The sequence below is a fragment of the Aestuariirhabdus litorea genome (genome assembly GCF_003864255.1).
Classification (GTDB): domain Bacteria; phylum Pseudomonadota; class Gammaproteobacteria; order Pseudomonadales; family Aestuariirhabdaceae; genus Aestuariirhabdus; species Aestuariirhabdus litorea.
Map to the genome: position 1 here is coordinate 1,586,303 of NZ_QWEZ01000001.1, position 24,211 is coordinate 1,610,513.

Sequence of the window (24,211 nt, forward strand, 5' to 3'; positions counted from 1 at the left end):
CGCTAGATAGCCAGCGCCCGATTGGCCCGCCGCAGTACCTCCTGCAGACTCTGGAACTGGACCGGCTCCAGCCCAACCCCGCTGACCCGATTATCGGCATAGACCACACCAATTACCCGCCGAGAGGTGAAAAGGGCTCCGCAAAAGCACTGCTGCCCCCCCGTCACCGCCTTGGCCTGTGCCGAGTCGTACAGGTCCCGCAAGCCAACGCTGCCCGGAATACCCAACCACAGGGTTTCTCGATAGCGCATCACGTAACCAAAGAGGTCATCGGTTCGCTTGAGGCTTTTCGGCAGATCCTCCGCCCGATCCGCTACCCGACTGTAGTGCAACATCAGGGGCTGCTGCTCACGCGGCTGCAGAAAGATACCAACCCGCTCGACGCCTGCCCCCTCGTGAAGGGCCGTCAGAACTGCGGCCGCCAACCGGTTCAGGTCTACCGATTCCTCCTGCATGGCGGTGATCAGGTCCAGTTGCTCTTTCAAGGTTTCCCGGTCCGCCTTCAGCAACGGCGTACAGCGATCCTGTAGCTTCTCCCGGATCGTCTGGGTATCAGGAGCAGGAATCAGCTCAACCAGCTTGTCCACCCCAAAGCTACCCACCACTTGCATCGACTCTTCGGCGTTCTTGAGGACCAAAGCCTCAACCTCTTCAGGCTCCGCCTTGGTGAGGCGAGCGATCTCCTCGAACAGTTTCGGAATTTTGGGGTTATCCCAGCCCTCCATGGCGGCACGACTGACCTCGTTACCCAATACCACGCAACGCCCAAGGCCACCCAGCCGGGCTGCGGGAGCAAAGCTCTGGTTAAGCAGCTCGCTCAAACCCCAGTTTTTTGCCAGCCCCTCGGTTAACTCACGGAAGCTGACTCCCAACTCCTCGGCAACAACCTCATCCGCCCCTTCGGGCTGGTGAATAAGCTGGCTGTACAGCTGCAGGCTGACACGGTCCTTCAGCGCCCAAAAGCAGAGCTCTCCCAGGTTGTAGAGCAAGGCGGCGATAAACACCTCCTCCTGCTTTCGACGATCCACATAACCTGAAATATTTTTGGCCTGAACTGCGGCATGGAAGGAGAGTGCCAGGCAGTAATAAAGGCGATCGGGTGGATCTTCGCCCATCAGCTGCTCAATCACCATGACGGAGACGCAGAGCATCTTGACCGCCTTGAGCCCCAGCAACACGATGGCGCGGCTAACGGTATTAATGGGGGTTTTACTGGGGTTGTAATAGACCGTGTTGGCGGCTTTGAGGAGACTGGCGGTCAGCGAGGCATCCTTCATGATGACATCCGCCATCTGTTGGATGGTGGCCATATCCTGATGGTCGGTCAACGCCTCAAACTCATGCAATACAGAGGAGATAGCGGGCATCTTCAGCTCTTCAAACCGCTGCAACCAGTAGCTCCGCCCTTTTCCCTTTTCCATCAATCTGATATCCACCTTAATCTAAACCAGCGCCTCGCCGGATGCGCAGTCTGGTGCAGAACACGAAAGTCAGGCCATTCCTAACCCTAACAAACTGAAATGATTATAAATACTTTATCGCTTTACCGCTTCCTGTTACGGTAATTCTTTGATCTTACCCTATGGAAAAACGCCCGCCTTGCACCTGCACAGAGCTTATCTACTTCTGCGCCCCCTGCTGCTGATCGCCTGCCTTTTTCCCGCTATCGGGTCTGCAGAGCAGTCAATCCAAAGCCACGGGCTATCCCTCTATGGAGAGCCCAAGTACCCGGTGGATTTCCACCACCTCGACTACGTCAACCCGGATGCCCCCAAGGGGGGATCGGTGCGTTTTATGGCGACTGGAACCTTCGACACCCTTAACCCTTATACACTGAAGGGGCTGAGCCCGGTCAACACCCCGGGATTTTTCCTGTACGGAGTATCCGAAAGCAACGAAACACTGATGGCGGGCACTGACAGCATGACCCGCTCCGGCGATGAACCCCTCACCGCCTACGGGCTCATAGCAGAGCGTATTGAGTACCCCGCCGACTTCAGCTGGATCAGCTTCCACCTGCGCCCCGAAGCGCGATTTCATGACGGCAGCCTGATATTGGCGACCGATGTTGGTTTTTCCTTCAACACCCTGATCGCCGAAGGCCACCCCCGCTACCGCGCCCTTTACCGAAATGTGACCTCGGCAGAGGTTATCGCCGAGCGCAGCATACGATTTAACCTGCAGGGAAACAACCGGCGCCGCCTGGCCATCAGTCTGGGTGAACTGCCGGTGTTCTCCGAGCGTTACTGGCGCGAGCGAACGTTCGCTGCCACCACACTGGAGCCCCCGCTGGGGAGCGGACCCTACCGCATCAGTGCCGTCGACCCCGGACGCTCAATCACCTTCGAACGGGTCGAGGACTATTGGGGAAGCGATCTGGCGATCAACCGGGGGCGCAACAACTTCGACCGGATACGGTTTGACTTTTACCGGGACCTTACGGTGGCCTTTGAGGCGTTCAAAGCGGGGCAATATGACATCCACCTCGAGTACATCTCTAAAAACTGGGCCACCGGATACGACTTTATCGACAAGCACCCCGGTGAAGTGATCAAACGCGAGATCCCGGATGCCAACCCCGCCAACGCCCAGGGGTTTGTTTTCAACACCCGCCTGCCCCTCTTTTCTGACCGACGGGTACGCGAAGCACTGACCCTGATGTTCGACTTCGAGTGGGTCAACCAGAGCCTCTTTTACGGAGCCTACCGGCGCAGCAACTCCTACTTTGCCAACAGCATTCTGGCCAGCAGGGAACTCCCACCGCCCGAGGAGCGGGCACTATTGGAGGGCCTGGACAGCCTTGACCCACGCCTCTTCAACCAGCCTTTCCAGTTACCGGTTACCCGAGGCGACGGTAACCAGCGAGTACAGATGCGCCAGGCACTGGCACTGCTGAAGGAGGCGGGCTGGAGTCTCAGACAGGGGCAGTTGGTCCACCAACGGACCGGCCACCCCTTTCGCTTCGAGTTCCTGATCCGCCAACAATCCCTCGGCCGGGTTTTGGTGCCCTACCAGCAGAGCCTGAAAAAGATCGGCATTGATATGGAGATCCGGTTGATCGACAGCGCCCAGTACAAGAACCGGATGGACAGCTTCGACTTCGAGATGACCACCATCGTGCTAGGTCAATCCCTCACTCCCGGCAATGAGCTACGCCAATATTTTCACTCCGCCAACGCCAATATCCAGGGCAGCCAGAACTACGCCGGCATCGACAATCCGGCGGTCGACAGTCTGGTCGAACGCATTCTGTCGGCCGCAAGCCTCGAAGAGTTGGGCGTGGCAACCAGGGCACTTGATCGAGTCCTTTTATGGCAGTATTACATGGTCCCCAACTGGTATATTGCCAGCCATCGTGTAGCCTACTGGAACCGCTTCGGGTTTCCGCAGTCTACCCCCCCATACGACCTGAGCCTGAGTACCTGGTGGGTAACACCCTGAGCATCGTTATTAAGGAATACTGCTGTAATGAGATTAACTGTCATCATTCAAGCGCTGCTGGGTGCGGTGCTATCGATCAACGCTCTTCTGCTGAGCGCAAGTGAACTCCCCAAGGTGCACAACAGTCATGGCATCGCCATGCACGGCTCGCCCAAATATGCGCAAGGCTTCACCCACTTTGAGTACGCCAATCCCGAGGCCCCTAAGGGTGGGCTGTTGCGTCTTGCGGTGATCAGCAGTGGCGGCTTTGATAGCCTTAACCCCTTTATCGTCAAAGGGATATCAGCTGCCGGTATCGGCTACCTGGGATCCAGCTATCTCTATGAGTCGCTGACCTCCCGCTCCAATGACGAGGCGTTCACCGAGTATGGCCGTATTGCCGAGCGCATCGAGTGGCCGGATGATCGCTCCTGGGTGACCTTTCACCTGAACCCAAAGGCCCGTTTTCACGACGGTGAACCGATCACCGCTGAGGATGTCTCCTACACCTTCGAGCTGCTCACCACCCAGGGACACCCGCTCTACCGCACCTATTACAAAAATGTGAAGCAGGTGTCGGTGATCGACACGCGGACCATACGTTTTGATTTCGAGGCGGGGGACAATCGCGAACTGGTCCTGATCGTTGGCCAGATGCCGATTCTGCCCAAGCACTACTGGCAAGAACGCGATTTCAATAGCACCGGACTGGAGCCGCCACTGGGAAGCGGCCCCTACCGCATTAAAAGCGTCGATGCCGGGCGTTCCATTAGCTACGAGCGGGTAAAGGATTATTGGGGCGCAGACCTTCCTATCAACCGCGGCCATTACAATTTCGATGAGATTCGCTTCGACTATTACCGTGATGACACCGTCGCCATAGAGGCTCTGCGGGCCGGAGAGTACGACTACCGGGAGGAGAACAGTGCGCGCAACTGGGCCACGCTTTACGAAGGGAAACCCTTCGAGCAGCAGCTAATGGTCAAGGAGGCGCTACCCAACAGCAACCCTACCGGCATGCAGGGGTTCGTATACAACACACGCCGGGAGCTGTTCAGCGACCCCCGTGTTCGCGAGGCTCTGGCCTACGCCTTTGATTTCGAGTGGACCAACAGGAACCTCTTCTACAGCGCCTACACCCGAACTGAAAGCTATTTTTCAAACTCAGAGCTGGCCGCCCGTGGACTGCCTTCGGAAGAGGAGCTTGAACTGCTCAACCCCTACCGCGACCAGCTGCCTGAAAGGGTTTTCAGCGAAGCCTACCACCCACCAAAAACTGCCGGCGATGGCAACATCCGGCGTAACCTGGGTATCGCCATGCGCCTGCTCAAGGAGGCAGGTTGGGAGATCAGGAACAAACAGTTGACCCACTCGGCAACAGGAAAAACCTTCACCTTTGAGATGTTGCTGACCAGCCAGGCTTTCGAGCGGGTCGTTTTACCCTTCAAGAAGAATCTGGAGCGGCTAGGAATCACCATGGAAGTGCGGATGGTGGACACCCAGCAATACATCCAGCGGGTACGCAGCTTCGATTTTGATATGATCGTAGGCGGCTTTGGGCAGTCCAGCTCCCCCGGTAATGAGCAGCGCGATTTCTGGCACTCCAGCCAGGCCGACCACCAGGGTAGCCGCAACCAGATCGGCATCCAGAACCCGGTCATTGATGGGCTGATCGACACCCTGATCGCCGCCGGCAGTCGCGAGGAGCTGATCACGGCAACCCGCGCACTGGACCGGGTCCTGCTGTGGAATTTTTATGTGATTCCCAACTGGCACATCACCAGCGACCGTATCATCTACTGGAACAAGTTCGGTCGTCCGCAGCAACTGCCGGAGTACGGCGTGTCCCTAGACACATGGTGGTACGACGCCAGCAAGGCGGCTCGTATCAATAACCCACAAACCAACTCAACGAACTAAGCACACCGATGCTCGCCTACATTATTCGACGTCTGCTGCTGATCATCCCAACCCTGTTTGGGATCATGCTGATCAACTTCGTTATCATCCAGGCGGCCCCCGGCGGCCCAGTCGAACAGATGCTGGCCAAGCTGCAGGGGATGGAAACCGGCATCGCCACCCGCATGGGCGGTGGCAGCGAGGTCAGTAGCAGCTCGGAGGGGGGGTACCGGGGCGCCCAGGGGCTGGACCCACAGCTGGTTGAGGATATCAAAAAGCTGTACGGGTTCGATAAACCGGCCCACGAACGCTTCTGGCTGATGCTCAAGAGTTATCTGGTGTTCGACTTCGGCGACAGCTTCTACCGGGACGAATCGGTCATCGGCCTGATCGTCGAAAAGCTGCCCGTCTCCATCTCGCTGGGGTTGTGGACTACCTTGCTGGTTTACCTGATCTCGATTCCACTGGGGATCAAAAAGGCGGTGCGCCATGGCACCCCCTTCGATGTGGCAACCAGCACCCTGATCATCATCGGTTATGCGATTCCGGGCTTTCTCTTTGCCATACTCCTGATCGTCTATTTCGCCGGGGGCAGTTATCTTGACTGGTTCCCCCTACGAGGGCTCACCTCGCCGGATTTTGACCAGATGGGCACCCTGGAGAAGCTGCTAGACTACCTCTGGCACATGGTACTGCCGGTCACAGCCATGGTGATCGGCGGTTTCGCCACCCTCACCATGTTGACGAAAAACTCCTTCCTGGACGAGATTCACAAGCAATATGTACTCACCGCCCGTGCCAAAGGGCTGGCCGAGCGTCAGGTGCTCTACGGCCACGTATTCCGCAACGCCATGCTGCTGATCATTGCCGGTCTGCCGGCCGCCCTGGTGGGGATCTTTTTTACCAGCTCACTGCTCATCGAGGTCATCTTCTCGCTGGACGGACTCGGCCTGCTCGGCTTCGAATCCGCACTCAACCGCGACTATCCGGTGGTGTTTGGCACCCTCTTCATCTTCACCCTGATCGGTCTGCTGCTCAAGTTGGTGGGGGACATTACCTACACCCTGGTTGATCCGCGGATCGACTTCGACAGCCGGGAGGGTTAATCGTGAGAGTGCGACTTAGCCCCATCAACCACCGTCGCTGGCAAATATTTGTCGCCAACAAACGCGGGTATTACTCGCTTTGGGTGTTTGGTCTGCTGTTTTTTATCACACTGGGCGCCGAGTTCATCGCCAACGACAAGCCCCTGCTGGTCCAGTACAACAACGAGTGGTTCTTCCCCGTGCTCAAAGCCTACCCTGAAACCCGCTTTGGGGGCGAATTCGAGACCGAGGCGGACTACCGTGACGAGTACGTTGCCGGCTTGATCAATGAACAGGGGTGGATGCTGTGGCCGCCGATTCCCTACAGCTATGACACCATCATCTACAACCTGCCAACGCCGGCCCCCTCCCCCCCCAGTACCGATAACTGGCTGGGAAGCGATGACCAGGCGCGGGATGTGCTGGCGCGGGTGATCTACGGCTTTCGTATCTCGGTCCTCTTTGCCCTGGCCCTTACCCTCACCAGCTCGGTGATCGGGGTTGCGGTGGGAGCGATCCAGGGCTATTACGGTGGCAAGATCGACCTCATCGGGCAACGGTTGATCGAGGTTTTTTCGGGCCTCCCGGTTCTCTACTTGCTGATCATCCTTTCCAGCTTTGTCACCCCCAACTTCTGGTGGCTGCTGGGGATCATGCTGCTCTTTAGCTGGATGCAGCTGGTTGACCTGGTGCGGGCGGAATTTTTCCGCGCCCGCAATTTTGAGTACGTTCGCGCCGCCAGGGCCCTGGGGCTTGGTAACGCGGGCATCATATTCCGCCATATACTGCCCAACGCCATGGTGGCCACCATCACCTTTATGCCGTTCATACTAACGGCCGCTATCACCACCCTCACCTCCCTAGACTTTCTCGGCTTTGGCCTTCCTGTGGGCTCACCCTCGCTGGGGGAGCTGGTCGCGCAGGGTAAAAACAACCTCGGGGCCCCCTGGCTGGGCATCTCCGCTTTTATCACCCTCTCGCTCATGCTTACCCTGCTGGTCTTTATCGGCGAGGCTGCTCGGGATGCCTTTGATCCCAGGAGGCAGATTCAATGAGTACCCCTCTTCTTCAGGTAGAGAAACTGGCCGTCACTTTCCGTAGCGGAGAGGAGTCGGTGACGGCCGTAGAGGAGATCAGCTTCTCCCTCGAGCGGGGGGAAACCCTGGCGCTGGTGGGAGAAAGCGGCTCCGGAAAATCGGTGACGGCCCACTCGATCCTGCAACTGCTCCCCTACCCGACCGCCCAGCATCCTCGGGGCAGCATTTTGCTCGAGGGTAAAGAACTGGTTGGGGCCGATGAGCCCACCCTGCGTGCGATACGCGGTGACCGCATCAGCATTATTTTCCAGGAGCCGATGACGTCGCTCAATCCGCTGCACAACATCTCCCGCCAGATCGGCGAAGTGATCAGCCTCCATCGCGGCGGCGACAAGACCTCCATTCGCAACCGTACCCTCGAGCTGTTGGAGCTGGTTGGCATCCGCGAACCGGAAAAACGGCTTCAGGCTTATCCCCACGAACTCTCCGGCGGACAACGCCAACGGGTAATGATCGCTATGGCGCTGGCTAACGAGCCCGACCTGCTGATCGCCGACGAGCCCACTACGGCACTGGATGTGACGGTACAGAAACAGATACTCGACCTCCTGCAGGAGCTACAGGCCAAGCTGGGTATGGCCATACTGCTGATCACCCACGACCTGCCGATCGTACGCCGGGTAGCCGACCGGGTCTGCGTGATGCACCGGGGGCGTTGTATTGAGCAGGCGGATACCGAAACTATTTTCCAGGCTCCCAAAGAGGACTACACCCGCCAGCTGATCGGCTCGATCCCCTCCGGCCAGCCCCAGCCGCTGGGCGCTGATCCCTCCCCCTTGCTGAGCGCCCACGACCTCCGGGTGTGGTTCCCCATTCGCAAAGGGGTTTTGCGACGCACCCGCGATTACGTGAAAGCCGTCGACGGCATCTCCTTCGAGCTTGCCGCCGGCGAAACCCTGGGCATTGTGGGCGAGAGCGGGTCGGGTAAGTCGACCCTGGGCTTTGCCATCCTTAAGCTGATCGAGAGCCGTGGAGAGATCCTGTTCGACCAGCAACCCATTCATCCCCTCAACCAGAAGGCCTTTAGGCCGCTGAGAAAAGCGATCCAGATCGTCTTCCAGGACCCCTTTGGCAGCCTCAACCCGCGTATGTCGATTGGCCAGGTGATCAGTGAGGGGTTGAGCATCCACGGCATCTCCGCGGACGAACAGAAACAGCGGGTGGATGAATCACTGCGCGAGGTAGGGCTCGACCCGAATGCAGCCCACCGCTACCCCCACGAGTTTTCCGGTGGCCAACGCCAGCGGGTTGCTATCGCCCGCGCACTGGTGCTCAGGCCACGGCTGATCATCCTTGATGAACCCACCTCGGCACTGGATCGCACCGTGCAGATCCAGGTGCTTGAGCTGCTGAAAAACCTTCAGCAAAAGTACGGCATCGCCTATATCTTTATAAGCCACGACCTGGCGGTGGTGAAATCGATCAGCCATCGGGTACTGGTAATGCAGAACGGCAAGATGGTCGAACAGGGAAGCGCCGAAGCGCTCTTCAACGCCCCCACCGAACCCTATACCCGGGAGCTTCTGGCTGCGGCCCTGGTCTAGGAGCGCCTGGCGGGGCGCTTACACAAATACAAACAACCCCCTATCGAACTATACAGGCCCTTTCTCTATACTCAGACGGTTCGTTTATAACATTCGTACAGCTTTCGTTTACTACAAAGGAATACGTTATGGGATTTCTCGCCGGAAAGCGCGTCCTGATTGTCGGGGTCGCCAGTAAGTTATCTATCGCCTCAGGCATCGCGGCCGCCATGCACCGTGAGGGCGCAGAGCTGGCCTTCACCTACCAGAATGACAAACTCAAGGGCCGTGTGATCGGCTTTGCTGAAGGCTGGGGATCCTCTGAAGAGCTCTGCTTCCCCTGTGACGTGGCCAACGACGAGGATATCGTCAACGTCTTTGCCGAGCTTGGCAAAAAGTGGGACAGCCTGGACTGCATCGTCCACTCTGTTGGCTTTGCCCCCGGCGACCAGCTGGCGGGCGACTTCGTCGATGTCACCACCCGTGAGGGCTTTCGCATCGCCCACGACATCAGTGCCTATAGCTTTGTCGCCCTGGCCCGCGAAGGCCGTGCCCTGATGCAGGGTCGAAATGGCTCCCTGCTGACCCTGAGCTACCTGGGTGCCGAGCGCACCATGCCCAACTACAACGTGATGGGGCTGGCCAAGGCCAGCCTCGAGTCCAGCGTGCGCTACATGGCCCGCAGCCTCGGCCCAGAAGGCACCCGAGTCAACGCCATCAGTGCCGGCCCTATCCGTACCCTGGCTGCCTCCGGTATCGCCAGCTTCCGCAAGATGCTCTCTTACAATGCCGCACAGACTCCACTCAAGCGTAACGTCACCATCGAAGAGGTGGGTAACGTTGCAGCTTTCCTCTGCTCGGACCTGGCCAGCGGCGTAAGCGGAGAGATCACCTACGTCGACGGTGGTTTCAACACCACGGCCATGGGCTCACTGGAAGAGGCTACCGAGGAGTAAGCTTCGCCCTCAGCCCAATAAGCACGCAATAAAAAAGGCCGCTAAGCGGCCTTTTTTATTGGCAAGGGGTTACTGGATATTGATATCTGCCGACTCGCGAAGCGCCTGGCGGTACTCATCGAAAATCACCTGGCCTTTCTGCTGTGCCAGCATTCGTGACAGAAGCTGGTTACGCATTGCCTCCTCTTCGGAGTTACCTTCAGGTGTGCGTACAGCGGTCACCGCCAGCACTACCTTATCGCCGTTGGGCAGTCCGCTGATCATGAGCCCCGGCTTACCCTCATCCGGCTGAGGCGCCTTGAAGGTATCCAGCAGCAGCTGCTGGGGAAGATCCGAGGCTACCTGGCGGCTGACACCGGCCTGGCTCACCCAGCTGCTGTCCGCAACCGCATCCAGCCCTTCGCTTTGCACCCGGGATTTAAGCTCCAACGCCCTTTGCTGCAGCAACTCTTCCGCTTTTACTGCCAGTAAACGCTGGCGGATCTGGGATTCAACCTGATCAAAGGGAAGCGGTTCAGGCTTGATGTGTTCTGCCGCCCGAAGAACGGCGACGCGATCCGTGTCCAGTTCAATCAACAGGCTGTTGGCCCCGTCATTGAGCACTTCGGGATTAAAGGCGGCGGCAAGGAAAGAGCGGTTCGAGGTCAGCTCATCGTCACCACCGTTTCGGCCAAACAGTCCGGTTTTTTGAATACTAAGCCCCATCTCTTCAGCGGGCTGCTTAAGATCGGCAGACTCGAAACTGATGTCGGCCAAAAGCTGCGACTGCTCAACAAAAATGGGTTCTACCCGATCCAGCTTCAGCTCACGGGCCAGCTGCTCGCGAACCTCCTCCATCACAGGTACTTGCAGCTCTTCTGCTGAGACCAGCTTCACCAGCTGGTAGCCGAAATCGGTTTGAATCGGGGCAGATACCTGGCCCGGCTCGAGTGAATCCAGCGCCTCATCGAAAGCGTCACCAAGGAAACCGGGCTCTACCACACCCAGGTCACCGCCCTGCTCGGCCGAAAATGTGTCGTCCGAATATTCCCGCGCCAGATCAGCGAACTCTTCACCCGCATCCAGGCGCTGTTTCAGCTCTGACGCCAGGGCAGCAACCTCCTGCTCAGGCTTTTGCTCATTCACCTCAAGCAGGATATGAGCTGCACGACGCTGGCCACCGGCATTGCCGCGAAGCTGCTCGACAAACGCCTGATAGGCGTTCTGCAGGTCATCCTCGGTCACGCTCAGGGTGTCAATCAGGTCATTTTTATCCAGCATCAGATAGTTAACGCTGACCTGCTCTTCAGCCAGAAACTCACCCGGGTTGGAATCGTAGTAGTCACGCACTTCCTGGTCATCAACAGAAACCTTTTCACGCTCAGACGCTGCGGACAGGACAGTGTATCGAATATCCCGCTGCTGGCGCTCCAAAGATGAGATCGACTCCATTTCAGCCGGGGTAACAAAGTCGCTGGCAGCAAAACCGGCGTTAAGCTGACTGATCAGCATTTCACCCTGGATCATTTTGCGGAACTGGATGGGCGTCAGGCCCACGCTGCGCAAAGCGAGCTGAAACTGATCGGCATTGAACTTCCCATCCACCTGAAAGCTTTCCGTTTCAAGGATCATCTGGTCAATGGCCGCCTCAGGAAAATAGAGCCCCAGATCAGCTGCCTGTTGGAGCAGCAGCTGCTGGTTGATCAGTCCATCCAGGCTGGCCTGCTGGATACGCTGTTCATCCAGTAGTGCCGGATCAAAGTTGTCACCCATTTCACGAGAGAGCTGCTGACGACGCATCTGCATCGCCTGGTAGAGGTCCTGCTGTGAAATAGCATCACCATTGACGCTGGCGACATTATTGCCAGAACTGCCCCCACTTATGCTCTCCAAGCCAAAAATCGCAAACGTAAAGATGATAAATGCGATGATGATCTTAGCGACCATACCCTGAGCATTTTCGCGAATATTCTGCAGCATAGACTAACCTTTGCGGATGCTGTGCGGTGCTTCGCACAGGCGGTATTTCAAACAGTAAAAAGGCGCATCTTTTTGGGATGCGCCTTTTAATTTTGGCGGAGCGGACGGGGTTCGAACCCGCGACCCCCGGCGTGACAGGCCGGTATTCTAACCAACTGAACTACCGCTCCTGATTCTGCCGTCGAAGGAAGGCAGCATCCGCCTCCCTTCTCAGTGACGCAGTTTTAGTTAACCGCGTCCTTCAGTGCCTTACCGGCTTTGAAGCTCGGGATCTTGGCAGCAGCAATTTCAATGGGCTGGCCAGTCTGTGGATTACGGCCAGTACGCGCGGCGCGATCCTTCACAGAGAAAGTACCGAAACCAACCAGTACTACCTGATCACCACTTTTCAGTGCATTAGTAACGGAATCCACCATGGCATCCAGCGCGCGGCCAGCAGCAGCTTTTGGAATGTCGGCAGACGCGGCAATCGCATCGATCAGCTCAGACTTGTTCACTATCTATCCCCTTATACTCGTAAAAAAAACACTTCGTCCCTTGGCCAACAATGGGTCAACACAAAAAAGAGCGAAGTCTTGTACATTTATTAGGCAGAAAATCCCATAGACACTGTGACTCTGCGAAATCTTTTGCCGTGGCCCAACGTGCCAAAGCGAACCGGTTTTATACCAACTCGCTTCGATCACTGTCAAGAAGATCACACACTAATGCGTGTTAATTCTCTCGTTATTCTCCTCGCGTATCTCCTCAGCGGTCAAGGCCTCCTCCTCGCTCAGAGGTGTAGGCATGTACTGAAGTGCGACCTGCAACACATCGTCAATCCACTTCACCGGCACAATATTCAATGCCGCCTTGATATTCTCAGGAATCTCTTTCAGGTCGCGCGTATTTTCATCAGGAATCAGCACCGTTTTAATTCCCCCCCGGTGCGCCGCCAGCAGCTTTTCTTTCAAGCCACCAATCGGTAATACCTGACCGCGGAGGGTGATCTCTCCGGTCATGGCAACATCTGCTTTGACCGGGATTCCGGTCAGCACAGACACCAGCGCGGTGCACATACCAATGCCGGCGCTGGGCCCGTCTTTGGGGGTTGCCCCCTCGGGCACATGGATATGAATATCATTTTTCTCATGGAAGTTGGGCGCAATACCCAATACGGCCGCACGGCTTCGCACAACGGTGAGCGCGGCCTGGATGGACTCCTGCATCACATCACCCAAAGAGCCCGTTTTGCTGTGCCGCCCCTTACCTGGAACCGCTACAGCTTCTATGGTCAGCAATTCTCCACCCACCTGGGTCCAGGCCAGGCCGGTCACCTGACCTACCTGATCCTCCTCCTCGGCGAGCCCATACTTGAACTTGCGCACACCGCTGTACTGCTCCAGCAATTCCGGGGTAATGAGTACCGGCTCATTACTCTTATCAACGGCATGGGCCTTCACCACCTTACGGCAGATTTTGGCGATCTCCCGCTCCAGGCCCCGCACTCCCGCCTCGCGGGTGTAGTAACGTATGAGATCCCTGAGGGTACGCTCCTCCAGAACCACCTCATTCTCCTTGAGGCCATTGTTTTTAAGCTGCTTGGGTACAAGGTAGCGCCACGCAATATTGACCTTCTCATCCTCGGTGTAGCCTGGTATGCGAATCACCTCCATCCGATCCAGCAGCGGGCCGGGGATGTTCATCGAGTTGGAGGTACAAACAAACATCACATCGGAGAGATCGTAATCAACCTCCAGATAGTGATCGTTAAAGGTGTTGTTCTGCTCCGGATCCAGCACCTCCAACAGCGCTGAGGAGGGATCTCCCCGCATGTCGGAGCCCAGCTTGTCGATCTCATCGAGCAAAAACAGCGGATTTTTGACACCCACCTTTGACATTTTTTGCACCAGTTTACCGGGCATAGAGCCGATATAGGTGCGGCGATGGCCGCGGATCTCAGCCTCATCCCGGACGCCACCGAGCGCCATACGCACGAACTTGCGGTTAGTGGAGCGAGCAATGGACTCACCGAGCGAGGTTTTACCCACCCCGGGAGGACCCACCAGGCAGAGCACCGGCCCCTTGAGCTTACGTACCCGCTGCTGCACGGCCAGATACTCCAGGATTCGCTCTTTCACCTCTTCCAGACCGTAGTGGTCCTCGTTGAGGATCTCCTCCGCACGGGCGATATCGTTACGAATTTTGCTGCGCTTTTTCCAGGGCAGGCCCACCATCCAGTCAATATAGCCACGCACTACCGTTGCCTCGGCTGACATGGGAGACATCATCTTGAGTTTGCCCAACTCAGCGAGGGTTTTCTCCTGCGCCTCCTTGGGCATACCAGACTCGTCTATCTTGCGCTGCAGATCCTCGATCTCGTTGGGTACATCTTCCATATCCCCCAACTCTTTCTGGATCGCCTTCATCTGCTCATTGAGGTAATACTCGCGCTGGCTCTTCTCCATCTGCTTTTTGACGCGGCCCCGAATACGCTTCTCGACCTGCATCAGGTCGATCTCCGACTCCATAATGCCCATCAGGTGCTCAATCCGCTCCTGGACATTGGCGATTTCGAGAATAGCCTGCTTCTCATCAATCTTGAGGGTCATATGGGCGGCCATGGTATCGGCCAAACGGCTCGGGTCTTCGATCGCGCCCATGGAAGAGAGCACATCCGCTGGCACCTTCTTACTGAGCTGGACGTACTGTTCGAACTGGTTCATGGCAGAGCGCAGTAGCACTTCACCTTCGCGCTCCCCGGGCTGCTCCTCCGCAAACTCCTGGGTCTCAACCAGCAACACACCCTCTTCTTCATAGACTCCCTGCAGGGCAATACGCTCAACCCCTTCGACCAGAACCTTGACGGTACCATCCGGCAGTTTCAGCAGCTGCAGTATATTGGCCAGGGTGGCGACATCGAACAGATCATCACGGTCAGGATCATCTTCCGCGGCGTGCTTTTGAGCAACCAGCACTATCTGCTTGTCGGACTCCATCGCCGCCTCAAGCGAGCGGATCGATTTGTCACGCCCTACAAAAAGAGGGATAACCATATGGGGGTAAACGACAACATCCCGCAACGGCAGCAGGGGAATTGACGCTCCGGAGGTCAGGTCTCCAGAGATGCGATCATTCTCCATTAAAAACTCCTAATAGCCGCCACGGTGGCAGCAGATAAACAAAAGGACCACTGCCCCTAAGATGGGGACGCGAGACCGAAAATACAAGCGCCGCCTGAAATTATGTTTTGGGTAATAAAAAAGGCCCCTAAGGGCCTTTTTTATTACCAGGAGGCTGCTTACTCCTCCGGAAGTGCGCGCTGCTGCTCATTGCTCTCGTAGATCACCAAGGGTTCGGAGTCACCACGAATCACCGAGCCATCAATGACCACCTTGCACACACCCTCCTGCGAGGGGATTTCGTACATGGTATCGAGCAGTACAGATTCCAGAATGGATCGCAACCCACGCGCACCGGTCTTGCGCTCCATCGCTTTGTTGGCAACGGCTTTGAGGGCATCCTCACGGAAATCGACCTCAACCCCCTCCATTTCAAACAGCTTGGCATACTGCTTGGTCAGCGCATTCTTGGGCTCGGTCAAAATCTGGATCAACGCCTGCTCATCCAACTCCTCGAGAGTCGCAATCACCGGCAGACGTCCCACAAATTCGGGAATCAAGCCGAAGCGCACCAGATCTTCCGGTTCCACATCCTTGAGGGTTTCCCCTACATTCTTGCTGGAGTCCTTGCTCTTCACCTCGGCAGAAAAACCGATTCCACCCTTTTCAGAGCGGTCACGAATCACCTTTTCGAGACCCGAGAAAGCACCGCCACAGATAAAGAGAATGTTGGAGGTATCAACCTGCAGAAACTCCTGCTGCGGGTGCTTACGCCCCCCCTGCGGAGGAACCGAGGCCACTGTACCCTCAATCAGCTTAAGCAGTGCCTGCTGAACACCCTCACCGGAGACATCCCGGGTAATCGACGGGTTGTCCGATTTGCGGGAGATCTTGTCGATCTCGTCGATATAGACGATACCACGCTGGGCCTTATCGACGTCGTAGTCACACTTTTGCAGCAGTTTCTGGATGATATTCTCGACGTCCTCACCCACGTAACCCGCTTCGGTCAATGTGGTGGCATCGGCGATGGTAAAGGGAACATCCAGCAGACGGGCAAGGGTTTCCGCCAACAGGGTCTTACCGCTACCGGTCGGACCTACCAGCAGGATGTTGCTTTTGCCCAGCTCAACATCATCCTTCTTGTCATCCTTCTGCAGGCGTTTGTAGTGGTTGTAGACCGCTACCGACAGTACCTTCTTGGCACGCTGCTGACCGATGACGTAATCATCCAGAATAAGGTTAATCTCGCGGGGAGAAGGCAGAGTATCACTACTGCTCTCAGCGGGTGCGTCCTGAACCTCTTCACGAATAATATCGTTACACAGGTCAACACACTCATCGCAGATAAACACTGAAGGGCCGGCAATCAGCTTGCGTACTTCGTGCTGGCTCTTACCACAGAAGGAGCAGTACAGCAGCTTTCCGCCGTCCCCCCCCTTCCCATTACTTTCATCGGTCATTCGAATCCTACCCTTACCGGACAATTCACTTCTTTAAATACCCCAGGTCACAAGATGCAGTTATTTGCCGTGATTTTCAAGAGGCTCTTTAGACAGATGCGCGGCCTGGCGCCCGCTTTATAACAGCTTAGGTTATTCCGCGCTGCCTCGCTGCGCCAACACAGCATCGATCAGGCCGTACTGAACCGCTTCCTGACCGCTCATAAAATTATCCCGATCCGTATCCCTGGCAATCACATCAAGCGCCTGTCCGGTATGGTCTGCCAACACCTTATTGAGCTTGTCCTTGATGGAGATGATCTCACGAGCGTGAATCTCGATATCGGAGGCCTGCCCCTGGAACCCGCCCAGCGGCTGGTGAATCATCACCCGAGAATGGGGCAGGCAATAGCGCTTACCCGCCGCACCACCCGCCAGCAACAGCGCCCCCATGCTGGCCGCCTGGCCAATACACATAGTGCTGACGTCAGGCTTGATAAACTGCATGGTGTCGTAGATGGACATACCCGCCGTCACGGAGCCGCCCGGGGAGTTGATGTACAGGTGGATATCCTTATCAGGGTTCTCCGACTCCAGAAAGAGGAGCTGGGCAACTACCAGATTGGCCATATAGTCCTCAACCTGACCGACCAGGAAGATGACGCGCTCCTTGAGCAGGCGAGAGTAGATATCATAGGAGCGTTCACCACGCGCCGTCTGCTCCACCACCATGGGAACCAGCCCACTGCTGGTGATGATATCGCCGCTACTGCCGTTATCAATAAGTCTGGACATATCCTTTCTAAACTCCTGATCAATTACAGCCGAGATAAAAAAGCCGGCAACTTTGCCGGCCTTTTTCTGGATTCGCTTGATTACTGGTCGGAATCAGCGCCTTCCTCTGAAGCGGGTGCCTCTGGGGCAATTGCTTCCTTGTAGGAGCAGGCTTTCTCCGACACCTTGGCGTCAGCGAGAACAGTATCTACAACTTGCTCCTCCAACACAACCGAACGAACCTCCTGCAACTGCTGCTCGTTCTTCATGTACCAATCAATCACCTGCTGGGGCTCCTGGTAAGCAGCCGCCATCTCTTCGACCATGGCGCGAACACGGGCATCATCAGCCTTCAGCTCTTTGCTCTTGACGATCTCGGCGACCACCAGACCCAGGCTTACACGCTTCTGGGCCTGCTCTTCGAACAGCTCCGCGGGCAGCATGGAAAGATCAATATTCTGGCCGCCGCCAAACTGCTGAACCGCCTGCTTACGCAGGGTATCCACCTCATTGGCCACCAGCGCCTTGGGGATCTCTACCTGGTGAAGGGTACGCAGACCGTCCATTACCTGGTTCTTAACGCTATTCTTGATGGCAGAGTCCAGCTCGCGCTGCATGTTCTTGCGCACCTCATCACGGAAAGCGTCGATGCCTCCCTCGGCGACACCGAACTTGGCGAAGAATTCATCGTTCAGCTCAGGCAGGACGGGAGCGATCACCTTGCTGACGGTGCAGGTGAACTGGGCTAATTTACCCGCCAGCTCCTCGGCCTGGTAGTTTTCGGGGAAGGTTACATCGATGGTGCGCTCTTCACCGGCCTTGACACCCTCCAGCCCCTCTTCGAAGCCGGGAATCATGCGCCCGGAGCCCAGAATCAGGTCGGTACTCTCGGCGCTACCACCCTCAAATACTTCACCGTCGATCTTGCCGACGAAACCAAGCTTCAGCTGGTCACCCTCCTGGGCGCCCCGCTCCACCTCTTCGGTGAAGCTCTTGTTCTGGCCTCGCAGGGTTTCCAGCATCTCATCCACGTCCGCCTCGGTCACCTCGGCGACGGGCTTCTCGATACTGATGGCACTGAAGTCACCGAGAGCGATCTCAGGGTAAACCTCAAAGGTTGCCACGTACTCAAAATCTTCTCCGTCTTTGACAGCCTTGGGCTCAACAGACGGCATACCGGCAGGATTCAGGGACTCTTTTTGAACGGCCTCAAAGAAAGTGGACTGGATCACCTCACCCACCACCTCCTGACGCGCAGAGGGGCCGAAGCGGCGCTTGATCACACTCATGGGGACCTTGCCGGGGCGGAACCCGTCGATGCGCGCCTTACGTGCAGTTTCCTGCAAACGCTTGTTCACTTCGCTGTCGATACGCTCTGCAGGGACGGTAATTGTAAGCCGACGCTCCAGACCAGAAGTCGCTTCTACTGAGACTTGCATGCTTTTTCCTCGCTAAACCCAACTAAATACAGGCTTATTCAATGTCCAGGGTCAACAACTAGCGTCGCTACCCAACCTTTGTACGCGCTCAACGCAAAAATGGGGATAAGTTGCCTTATCCCCATTTTAAAAATATGGTGCGGAAGGAGAGACTCGAACTCTCACACCTTACGGCACCAGAACCTAAATCTGGCGTGTCTACCAATTTCACCACTTCCGCATCGATATCCGGAAGTAACTGGCTCAAACCAGATCCACGACCGGTAATCCTACGCCATCCCGGCTCATCGAATCGGCATATTATCGAGAGAGGGGGAATGGGGTGGACGAAGGGGATCGAACCCTCGACAACAGGAGTCACAATCCTGTGCTCTACCAACTGAGCTACGCCCACCACAACATCGTTGATACACCTACCGGAGTATGGCGCGCCCGGCAGGATTCGAACCTGCGACCCACGGCTTAGAAGGCCGTTGCTCTATCCAACTGAGCTACGGGCGCTCTAAATAGTCGGCACAGGTTGCACCCCAACACTGACGAATCAGACATGCGGCACCGCTCAACGAGTGGTGCGCATAATACTCACAGGACCCTACCCCGTCAACGCTTCCTGACGCTTTTTTTAACCCTTGCCTGCTATTGATCTGGCGCACCCAATTCGCAAGGCACTCTTTGCGCGCAGCCCTATCCATGCGAAAATCGCCGCACCTAGAACCGCCCCCCCCCCAGCAGAGACCATGACCGCACAACTAATTGATGGAAAACAGATCGCCAGCACCCTCATCGACAGTGTCGCCGAGGGCGTCAAAGCGCGTATTGCAAAAGGCTTGCGGGCCCCCGGGCTGGCGGTTGTACTGATCGGTGAGGACCCTGCCTCCTCGGTGTATGTGGCCAACAAGCGACGGGCCTGCGAGCGCGCCGGCTTTGTCTCCAAATCCTTCGACTGGCCCGCAGACACCAGCGAAACCAAGCTGATCGAACTGATCGATGAGCTCAACAACGATCCCGAGGTGGATGGCATCCTGGTCCAGCTGCCGCTGCCGGAGCAGATCGACTCCTCCAGGATCCTGGAGCGCATTCGCCCCGATAAGGATGTTGACGGCTTTCACCCCTACAATGTTGGTCGCCTCTGCCAACGCATTCCGCTGCTGCGCCCCTGCACTCCCAAAGGGGTCATGACCCTGCTGCGCTCGACCGGCGTTGAGCTGCGTGGCCTCAACGCCACCATCGTTGGCGCTTCCAACATCGTTGGCCGCCCCATGACCATGGAACTGTTGATGGCAGGCTGCACCACCACGACCACCCACCGCTTTACCGCCGACCTCGAAGCCGAGGTGCGCAAGGCAGACCTGGTTGTCGTGGGTGTGGGCAAGCCCGGGCTGGTCAAGGGCGAGTGGATCAAGCCGGGGGCGATCGTGATCGATGTGGGCATCAACCGCCTCGACAATGGCAGTCTGGTGGGTGACGTCGAATTCGATGGCGCCGCCGAGCGCGCTGCCTGGATCACCCCGGTACCCGGGGGTGTCGGCCCCATGACCGTGGCCACCCTGATCGAAAATACCCTCTACGCCGCCAACGAGCTGCACGACTAGCTCGCGCCCGCCGCTAACCCATGAAAAAGGCTGCCCTCAGGCAGCCTTTTTTTCGGCACTGCGGGGGTTCCCCCAACCGCATCAAGCCTCGCGTCGCCAGCTGGTGCCTTCGCGACTGTCATCGAGGATCACCCCCTGCGCCTTCAGCTCATCGCGGATGCGGTCGGCGGTGGCAAAATCCCTGGCCCGCTTGGCCGCAGCGCGTTCCTGAATGCAGCGCTCAATCTCCTCGGCACTGGGCCCCTGTGCGCTTGCCCCGCCCTGCAGGTACTGCTCGGGGTCACGCTGAAACAGCCCCAACACATTACCCAGGCGCCGTAGTTGAGCGCCGAGGCGAGCCGCTTGCCCGATATCGGCCTCCTTCACCCGGTTGATCTCGCGCACCAGCTCATGCAGTACCGACAACGCCAGGGCGGTATTGAAGTCATCACTCATCGCCTCGAAGAAACGCGCCTCCACATCATTTTCCAGCTCGCCCTCTTCCCCCGCCGGCAACCCCCGCAGCGCATGGTAGAAGCTATCAACGATGCCTCGCACCTCCTTGAGACTGGCTTCGGAGTAGTCGATCTGGCTACGGTAATGCCCCTGGGTAAGGAAGTAGCGCACCACCTCGGGATCGTAGGTATCGAGGATCTCGCGAATCGTGAAAAAATTGCCCAACGACTTGGACATCTTCTCTTTATTCACGCGGATCGCACCGGCATGCATCCAGGTATTCACAAAAGGAACCCCATTAGCCGCTTCCGACTGGGCGATCTCATTCTCGTGGTGGGGGAACTTAAGGTCCGGACCTCCACCATGGATATCGAAGGTATCCCCCAGACAGCACTTGGACATCGCCGAGCACTCGATATGCCAACCGGGGCGACCGGCTCCCCAGGGCGAATTCCAACTCACCTCGCCCGCCTTGGCCGACTTCCAGAGCACGAAGTCATAGGGATTCTCCTTGACATCACTAACCTCGATTCGTGAGCCGGCCTGCATCTCTTCCAGATTGCGGTTATTGAGCTTGCCGTACCCCTCGAAGCGCTCTACCCGATAGTAGACATCACCGTTATCGGCGGCGTAGGCATAGCCCTTTTCAATCAGGGTCTCGATCATGGCGATAATCTGCCCCATATGGGCCGTCGCCCGCGGCTCCTCGGTGGGCGAGAGCACCCCCAGGCGCGCCTCATCCTCATGCATCGCCTCGATAAATCGCTCGGTCAACTGATCACAACTCTCACCGTTTTCGGCGGCGCGATTGATGATCTTGTCATCCACATCGGTAATGTTACGCACGTAGTGAACATCGTATCCCAGCGCCCGCAGGTAGCGGGTAATCACATCGAAGGCGACCAATACCCGGGCATGCCCCAGGTGGCAATAGTCGTAAACCGTCATCCCGCAGACGTACATGCGGATTTTGCCGGGTTCAATGGGTGTAAAGAGTGCTTTCTGCCGCGTCAGAGTGTTGTAGATGCGCAACTCCGCGCTACCAGTATTGAACGCCATTACGCCCCCTCCTTGCGATCCCAGGTGTCTTTCAAACCAATCGTCCTATTGATCACCAGCGCGTCTGGGCTGGACTCGTAACGGTCGATACAGAAGTAGCCTTCGCGCTCGAACTGGAAGCGCGTCTCGGGTGCAGCACTGGCCACCGAGGGCTCAACCCAGCAGTTTTCAATCACCTCAAGGGAGTGGGGGTTAAGATGCTCCATAAAGTCCTGATCGCCACGATCAGGGGCTTCATGGTTAAAGAGTCGATCGTACAGCCGCACCCGGGCTGGCTTTCCTTCGGTGGCCGATACCCAATGGATCACACCGCGAGGACGAATCTCTTCGGGCGGGTTCTCACCCACAGTGCCGGGCACCAGGCTGGCACGCACCTCCAGAATCACCCCGGTCTCATCCCGCACCACCTCATCGGCACGGATCACATAGGCGCTGCGCAGGCGAACATAGTCCCCCAGCACCAGGCGCTTGAACTTCTTGCGCGAGAGGGAGGTATCCTCGGTGAAGTCCTCCTCATCGATATAGAGCTCAGCAGTAAAGGGGATAGAGCGCGCGCCCATCTCCCCATTATTGGGGTGCACCGGGGCACTCACCATCTCGACGGCATCCACCCCCATATTGGTGATCACCACCTTGAGGGGACGCAACACACACATGGCACGCGCCGCCGTATCGTTAAGGTCCTCCCGCAGCGCAAACTCCAGCATCCCCATATCCACCACCCCGTCGGAGCGGTTGGTGCCAATCATGTCGCAAAACTTACGCAGCGCCGCCGGCGTGTAGCCCCGGCGACGCATGCCGGAGATGGTGGGCATACGCGGATCATCCCAGCCAGCCACCACACCTTCGTCAACCAGGCGCTTGAGCTTGCGCTTACTGGTAACGGTGTAGTTAAGGTTCAGGCGCGCAAACTCGTATTGGCGGGGACGGTTAGGCACCGGCAGGTGCTCGAGAAACCAGTCGTACAGCGGGCGGTGATCCTGGAACTCCAGGGTACAGATGGAGTGGGTCACCCCCTCGATCGCATCCTCCTGGCCGTGGGCAAAATCATAGCTCGGATAGATACACCAGGCATCGCCGGTCTGGTGATGGGACTCCTTGCGTATACGGTAGAGGATTGGGTCACGCAGGTTCATGTTGGGGGAGGCCATGTCGATTTTAGCCCGCAACACACAAGCTCCCTCGGCAAACTCACCGGCGCGCATCTTCTCGAACAGCGCCAGGTTCTCCTCTACGCTGCGCTGGCGATAGGGGCTCTCCTTGCCGGGCTTGGTGGCCCAGCCACGATATTCGCTGGCCTGCTCCGGGGAGAGGTCGCACACATAGGCGTCTCCCTCACGGATCAGGTGAAGCGCCCACTGGTAGAACTGCTCGAAATAGGAGGAGGCGTAACGCACCTCACCCGACCACTGGAAGCCGAGCCAGCGCACATCCTCCTGAATGGCGTCTATATACTCCTGCTCCTCCTTCTCGGGATTGGTATCATCGAAGCGCAGGTTGCACTGGCCACCAAACTGCTCGGCCAGGCCAAAATTCACACAGATCGACTTGGCATGACCAATATGCAGATAACCATTGGGCTCGGGGGGAAAGCGGGTTTGCACCCGGCCCTCGTTGCGGCCGGCGGCCAGGTCATCACTAATAATCTGCTGCAGGAAATTGGACGCAGAACTCTGTTCGCTATTGCTCATCTCAACCCTTAAGTGTTGGAAAAACAGGGGCCCACCCACCTAAGGGCAGGCCGACACTGTGATCGTATTGGTGGAGAACTCCAGCCTGCGGGGGACAGATCCGACACCCCCCCCGAAGCGGCTTTCTCAGTGCGCGCAAAAACCGTATTATACCTGCCAAACTCGCTGAAGCGTAAGCATCTGCATTGATGCATCCCTAAATTCCCCGCTGAGGGGTCACGCCACAACAAGGAACCTCACATGATCGTTTTGCACACCAACCACGGCGACATCAAAATTGAGCTGGACCACGAAAAAGCGCCTAAAACAGCCGCCAACTTTGAGAGCTATGTCCGCTCCGGCCACTACGACGGCACCATCTTCCACCGCGTGATCAACAACTTCATGATCCAGGGTGGGGGCTTCGAAGCCGGCATGAAGGAAAAGAGCACCCGCGCGCCCATCGAAAACGAAGCCGACAACGGGCTCAGCAACGACATCGGCACCATCGCCATGGCCCGCACCAACGACCCCCATTCCGCCAGCGCCCAGTTCTTTATCAATGTGGCCAACAATAGTTTCCTCAACCACACCGCCAAGAACCCGCAGGGTTGGGGCTACGCCGTGTTCGGCAAAGTCGTTGAGGGCATGGACGTTGTGGACGCCATCAAAGCGGTTCGCACCGGCAGCTCCGGCTTCCACCAGGACGTGCCCAGCGAGGACGTGGTGATCGAAAGCGCCGAGGTAGTCGAGGGCTGAT

At 57.3% G+C, this 24,211-nt stretch carries 17 protein-coding genes and 4 tRNA genes; 8 read left to right on the forward strand and 13 right to left on the reverse strand.

Features of this window, described 5'->3' with window-relative positions; translation table 11 throughout:
- Positions 1-2: 2 nt before the first annotated feature.
- Positions 3-1,421, reverse strand: coding sequence for an HDOD domain-containing protein (locus tag D0544_RS07350; protein ID WP_125015326.1), 1,419 nt, complete (start codon positions 1,419-1,421; stop codon positions 3-5).
- Between the two features lie 178 nt (positions 1,422-1,599).
- Here D0544_RS07350 and D0544_RS07355 point away from each other — a divergent pair, with 178 nt between their 5' ends.
- The 6 genes from D0544_RS07355 (at position 1,600) to fabI (ending at position 9,980) form a co-directional block, all read left to right on the forward strand.
- Positions 1,600-3,441, forward strand: coding sequence for an extracellular solute-binding protein (locus D0544_RS07355; protein ID WP_207905788.1), 1,842 nt, complete (start codon positions 1,600-1,602; stop codon positions 3,439-3,441).
- 27 nt (positions 3,442-3,468) lie between these two features.
- Entirely contained in the window at positions 3,469-5,340 is a 1,872-nt protein-coding gene (locus D0544_RS07360; protein ID WP_125015327.1) for an extracellular solute-binding protein, read from the forward strand.
- An 8-nt stretch (positions 5,341-5,348) separates the two neighbouring features.
- Positions 5,349-6,425 carry a microcin C ABC transporter permease YejB gene (locus tag D0544_RS07365; RefSeq protein ID WP_125015328.1) on the forward strand — a complete coding sequence of 359 codons (1,077 nt, stop codon included), beginning with the start codon at positions 5,349-5,351 and terminating at the stop codon, positions 6,423-6,425.
- Positions 6,426-6,433: 8 nt separating this feature from the next.
- Entirely contained in the window at positions 6,434-7,459 is a 1,026-nt protein-coding gene (locus tag D0544_RS07370) for an ABC transporter permease (protein ID WP_125015897.1), read from the forward strand.
- Positions 7,456-9,045 carry an ABC transporter ATP-binding protein gene (locus tag D0544_RS07375; RefSeq protein ID WP_125015329.1) on the forward strand — a complete coding sequence of 530 codons (1,590 nt, stop codon included), beginning with the start codon at positions 7,456-7,458 and terminating at the stop codon, positions 9,043-9,045. The genes D0544_RS07370 and D0544_RS07375 overlap by 4 nt, the downstream gene beginning before the upstream one ends.
- Before the next feature lie 128 nt (positions 9,046-9,173).
- Positions 9,174-9,980 (forward strand): enoyl-ACP reductase FabI, encoded by an 807-nt coding sequence (gene fabI, locus D0544_RS07380; protein ID WP_125015330.1) that lies wholly within the window; start codon positions 9,174-9,176, stop codon positions 9,978-9,980.
- A 69-nt stretch (positions 9,981-10,049) separates the two neighbouring features.
- Here the strand turns inward: fabI and D0544_RS07385 are convergent, their stop codons facing one another.
- The 10 genes from D0544_RS07385 to D0544_RS07430 form a co-directional block, all read right to left on the reverse strand.
- Positions 10,050-11,939, reverse strand: coding sequence for a SurA N-terminal domain-containing protein (locus D0544_RS07385; protein WP_125015331.1), 1,890 nt, complete (start codon positions 11,937-11,939; stop codon positions 10,050-10,052).
- A 93-nt stretch (positions 11,940-12,032) separates the two neighbouring features.
- Positions 12,033-12,109, reverse strand: a tRNA-Asp gene (locus tag D0544_RS07390).
- A gap of 54 nt (positions 12,110-12,163) precedes the next feature.
- The gene (hupB, locus tag D0544_RS07395; RefSeq protein WP_125015332.1) at positions 12,164-12,436 is read right to left on the reverse strand and encodes a nucleoid-associated protein HU-beta; all 273 of its coding nucleotides are present in this window, start codon (positions 12,434-12,436) and stop codon (positions 12,164-12,166) included.
- Between the two features lie 207 nt (positions 12,437-12,643).
- Complete coding sequence (gene lon, locus D0544_RS07400; protein ID WP_125015333.1) at positions 12,644-15,061, reverse strand: endopeptidase La; 2,418 nt, start codon at positions 15,059-15,061, stop codon at positions 12,644-12,646.
- Between the two features lie 158 nt (positions 15,062-15,219).
- Positions 15,220-16,503 carry an ATP-dependent Clp protease ATP-binding subunit ClpX gene (clpX, locus tag D0544_RS07405; RefSeq protein WP_125015334.1) on the reverse strand — a complete coding sequence of 428 codons (1,284 nt, stop codon included), beginning with the start codon at positions 16,501-16,503 and terminating at the stop codon, positions 15,220-15,222.
- Between the two features lie 132 nt (positions 16,504-16,635).
- Entirely contained in the window at positions 16,636-17,277 is a 642-nt protein-coding gene (gene clpP / locus D0544_RS07410; protein WP_125015335.1) for an ATP-dependent Clp endopeptidase proteolytic subunit ClpP, read from the reverse strand.
- Positions 17,278-17,357: 80 nt separating this feature from the next.
- Positions 17,358-18,695, reverse strand: a complete 1,338-nt coding sequence (gene tig / locus D0544_RS07415) for a trigger factor (RefSeq protein ID WP_125015336.1) — start codon at positions 18,693-18,695, stop codon at positions 17,358-17,360.
- A gap of 135 nt (positions 18,696-18,830) precedes the next feature.
- Positions 18,831-18,915 (reverse strand) — tRNA-Leu (locus tag D0544_RS07420).
- Positions 18,916-19,013: 98 nt separating this feature from the next.
- Positions 19,014-19,089, reverse strand: a tRNA-His gene (locus tag D0544_RS07425).
- A 30-nt stretch (positions 19,090-19,119) separates the two neighbouring features.
- Positions 19,120-19,196, reverse strand: a tRNA-Arg gene (locus D0544_RS07430).
- Positions 19,197-19,432: 236 nt separating this feature from the next.
- Here D0544_RS07430 and folD point away from each other — a divergent pair.
- A complete protein-coding gene (folD, locus tag D0544_RS07435; RefSeq protein WP_125015337.1) occupies positions 19,433-20,287 on the forward strand; it encodes a bifunctional methylenetetrahydrofolate dehydrogenase/methenyltetrahydrofolate cyclohydrolase FolD in 855 nt (284 codons plus the stop codon).
- An 81-nt stretch (positions 20,288-20,368) separates the two neighbouring features.
- On the opposite strand, the gene cysS is transcribed toward folD, so the two are convergent.
- Positions 20,369-21,781, reverse strand: a complete 1,413-nt coding sequence (gene cysS, locus D0544_RS07440) for a cysteine--tRNA ligase (RefSeq protein WP_125015338.1) — start codon at positions 21,779-21,781, stop codon at positions 20,369-20,371.
- Positions 21,781-23,472, reverse strand: coding sequence for a glutamine--tRNA ligase/YqeY domain fusion protein (locus tag D0544_RS07445; protein ID WP_125015339.1), 1,692 nt, complete (start codon positions 23,470-23,472; stop codon positions 21,781-21,783). The genes cysS and D0544_RS07445 overlap by 1 nt, the downstream gene beginning before the upstream one ends.
- 240 nt (positions 23,473-23,712) lie before the next feature.
- Between D0544_RS07445 and D0544_RS07450 the strand changes: the two genes are divergently transcribed.
- Positions 23,713-24,210 (forward strand): peptidylprolyl isomerase, encoded by a 498-nt coding sequence (locus D0544_RS07450; RefSeq protein WP_125015340.1) that lies wholly within the window; start codon positions 23,713-23,715, stop codon positions 24,208-24,210.
- Position 24,211: the final 1 nt, after the last annotated feature.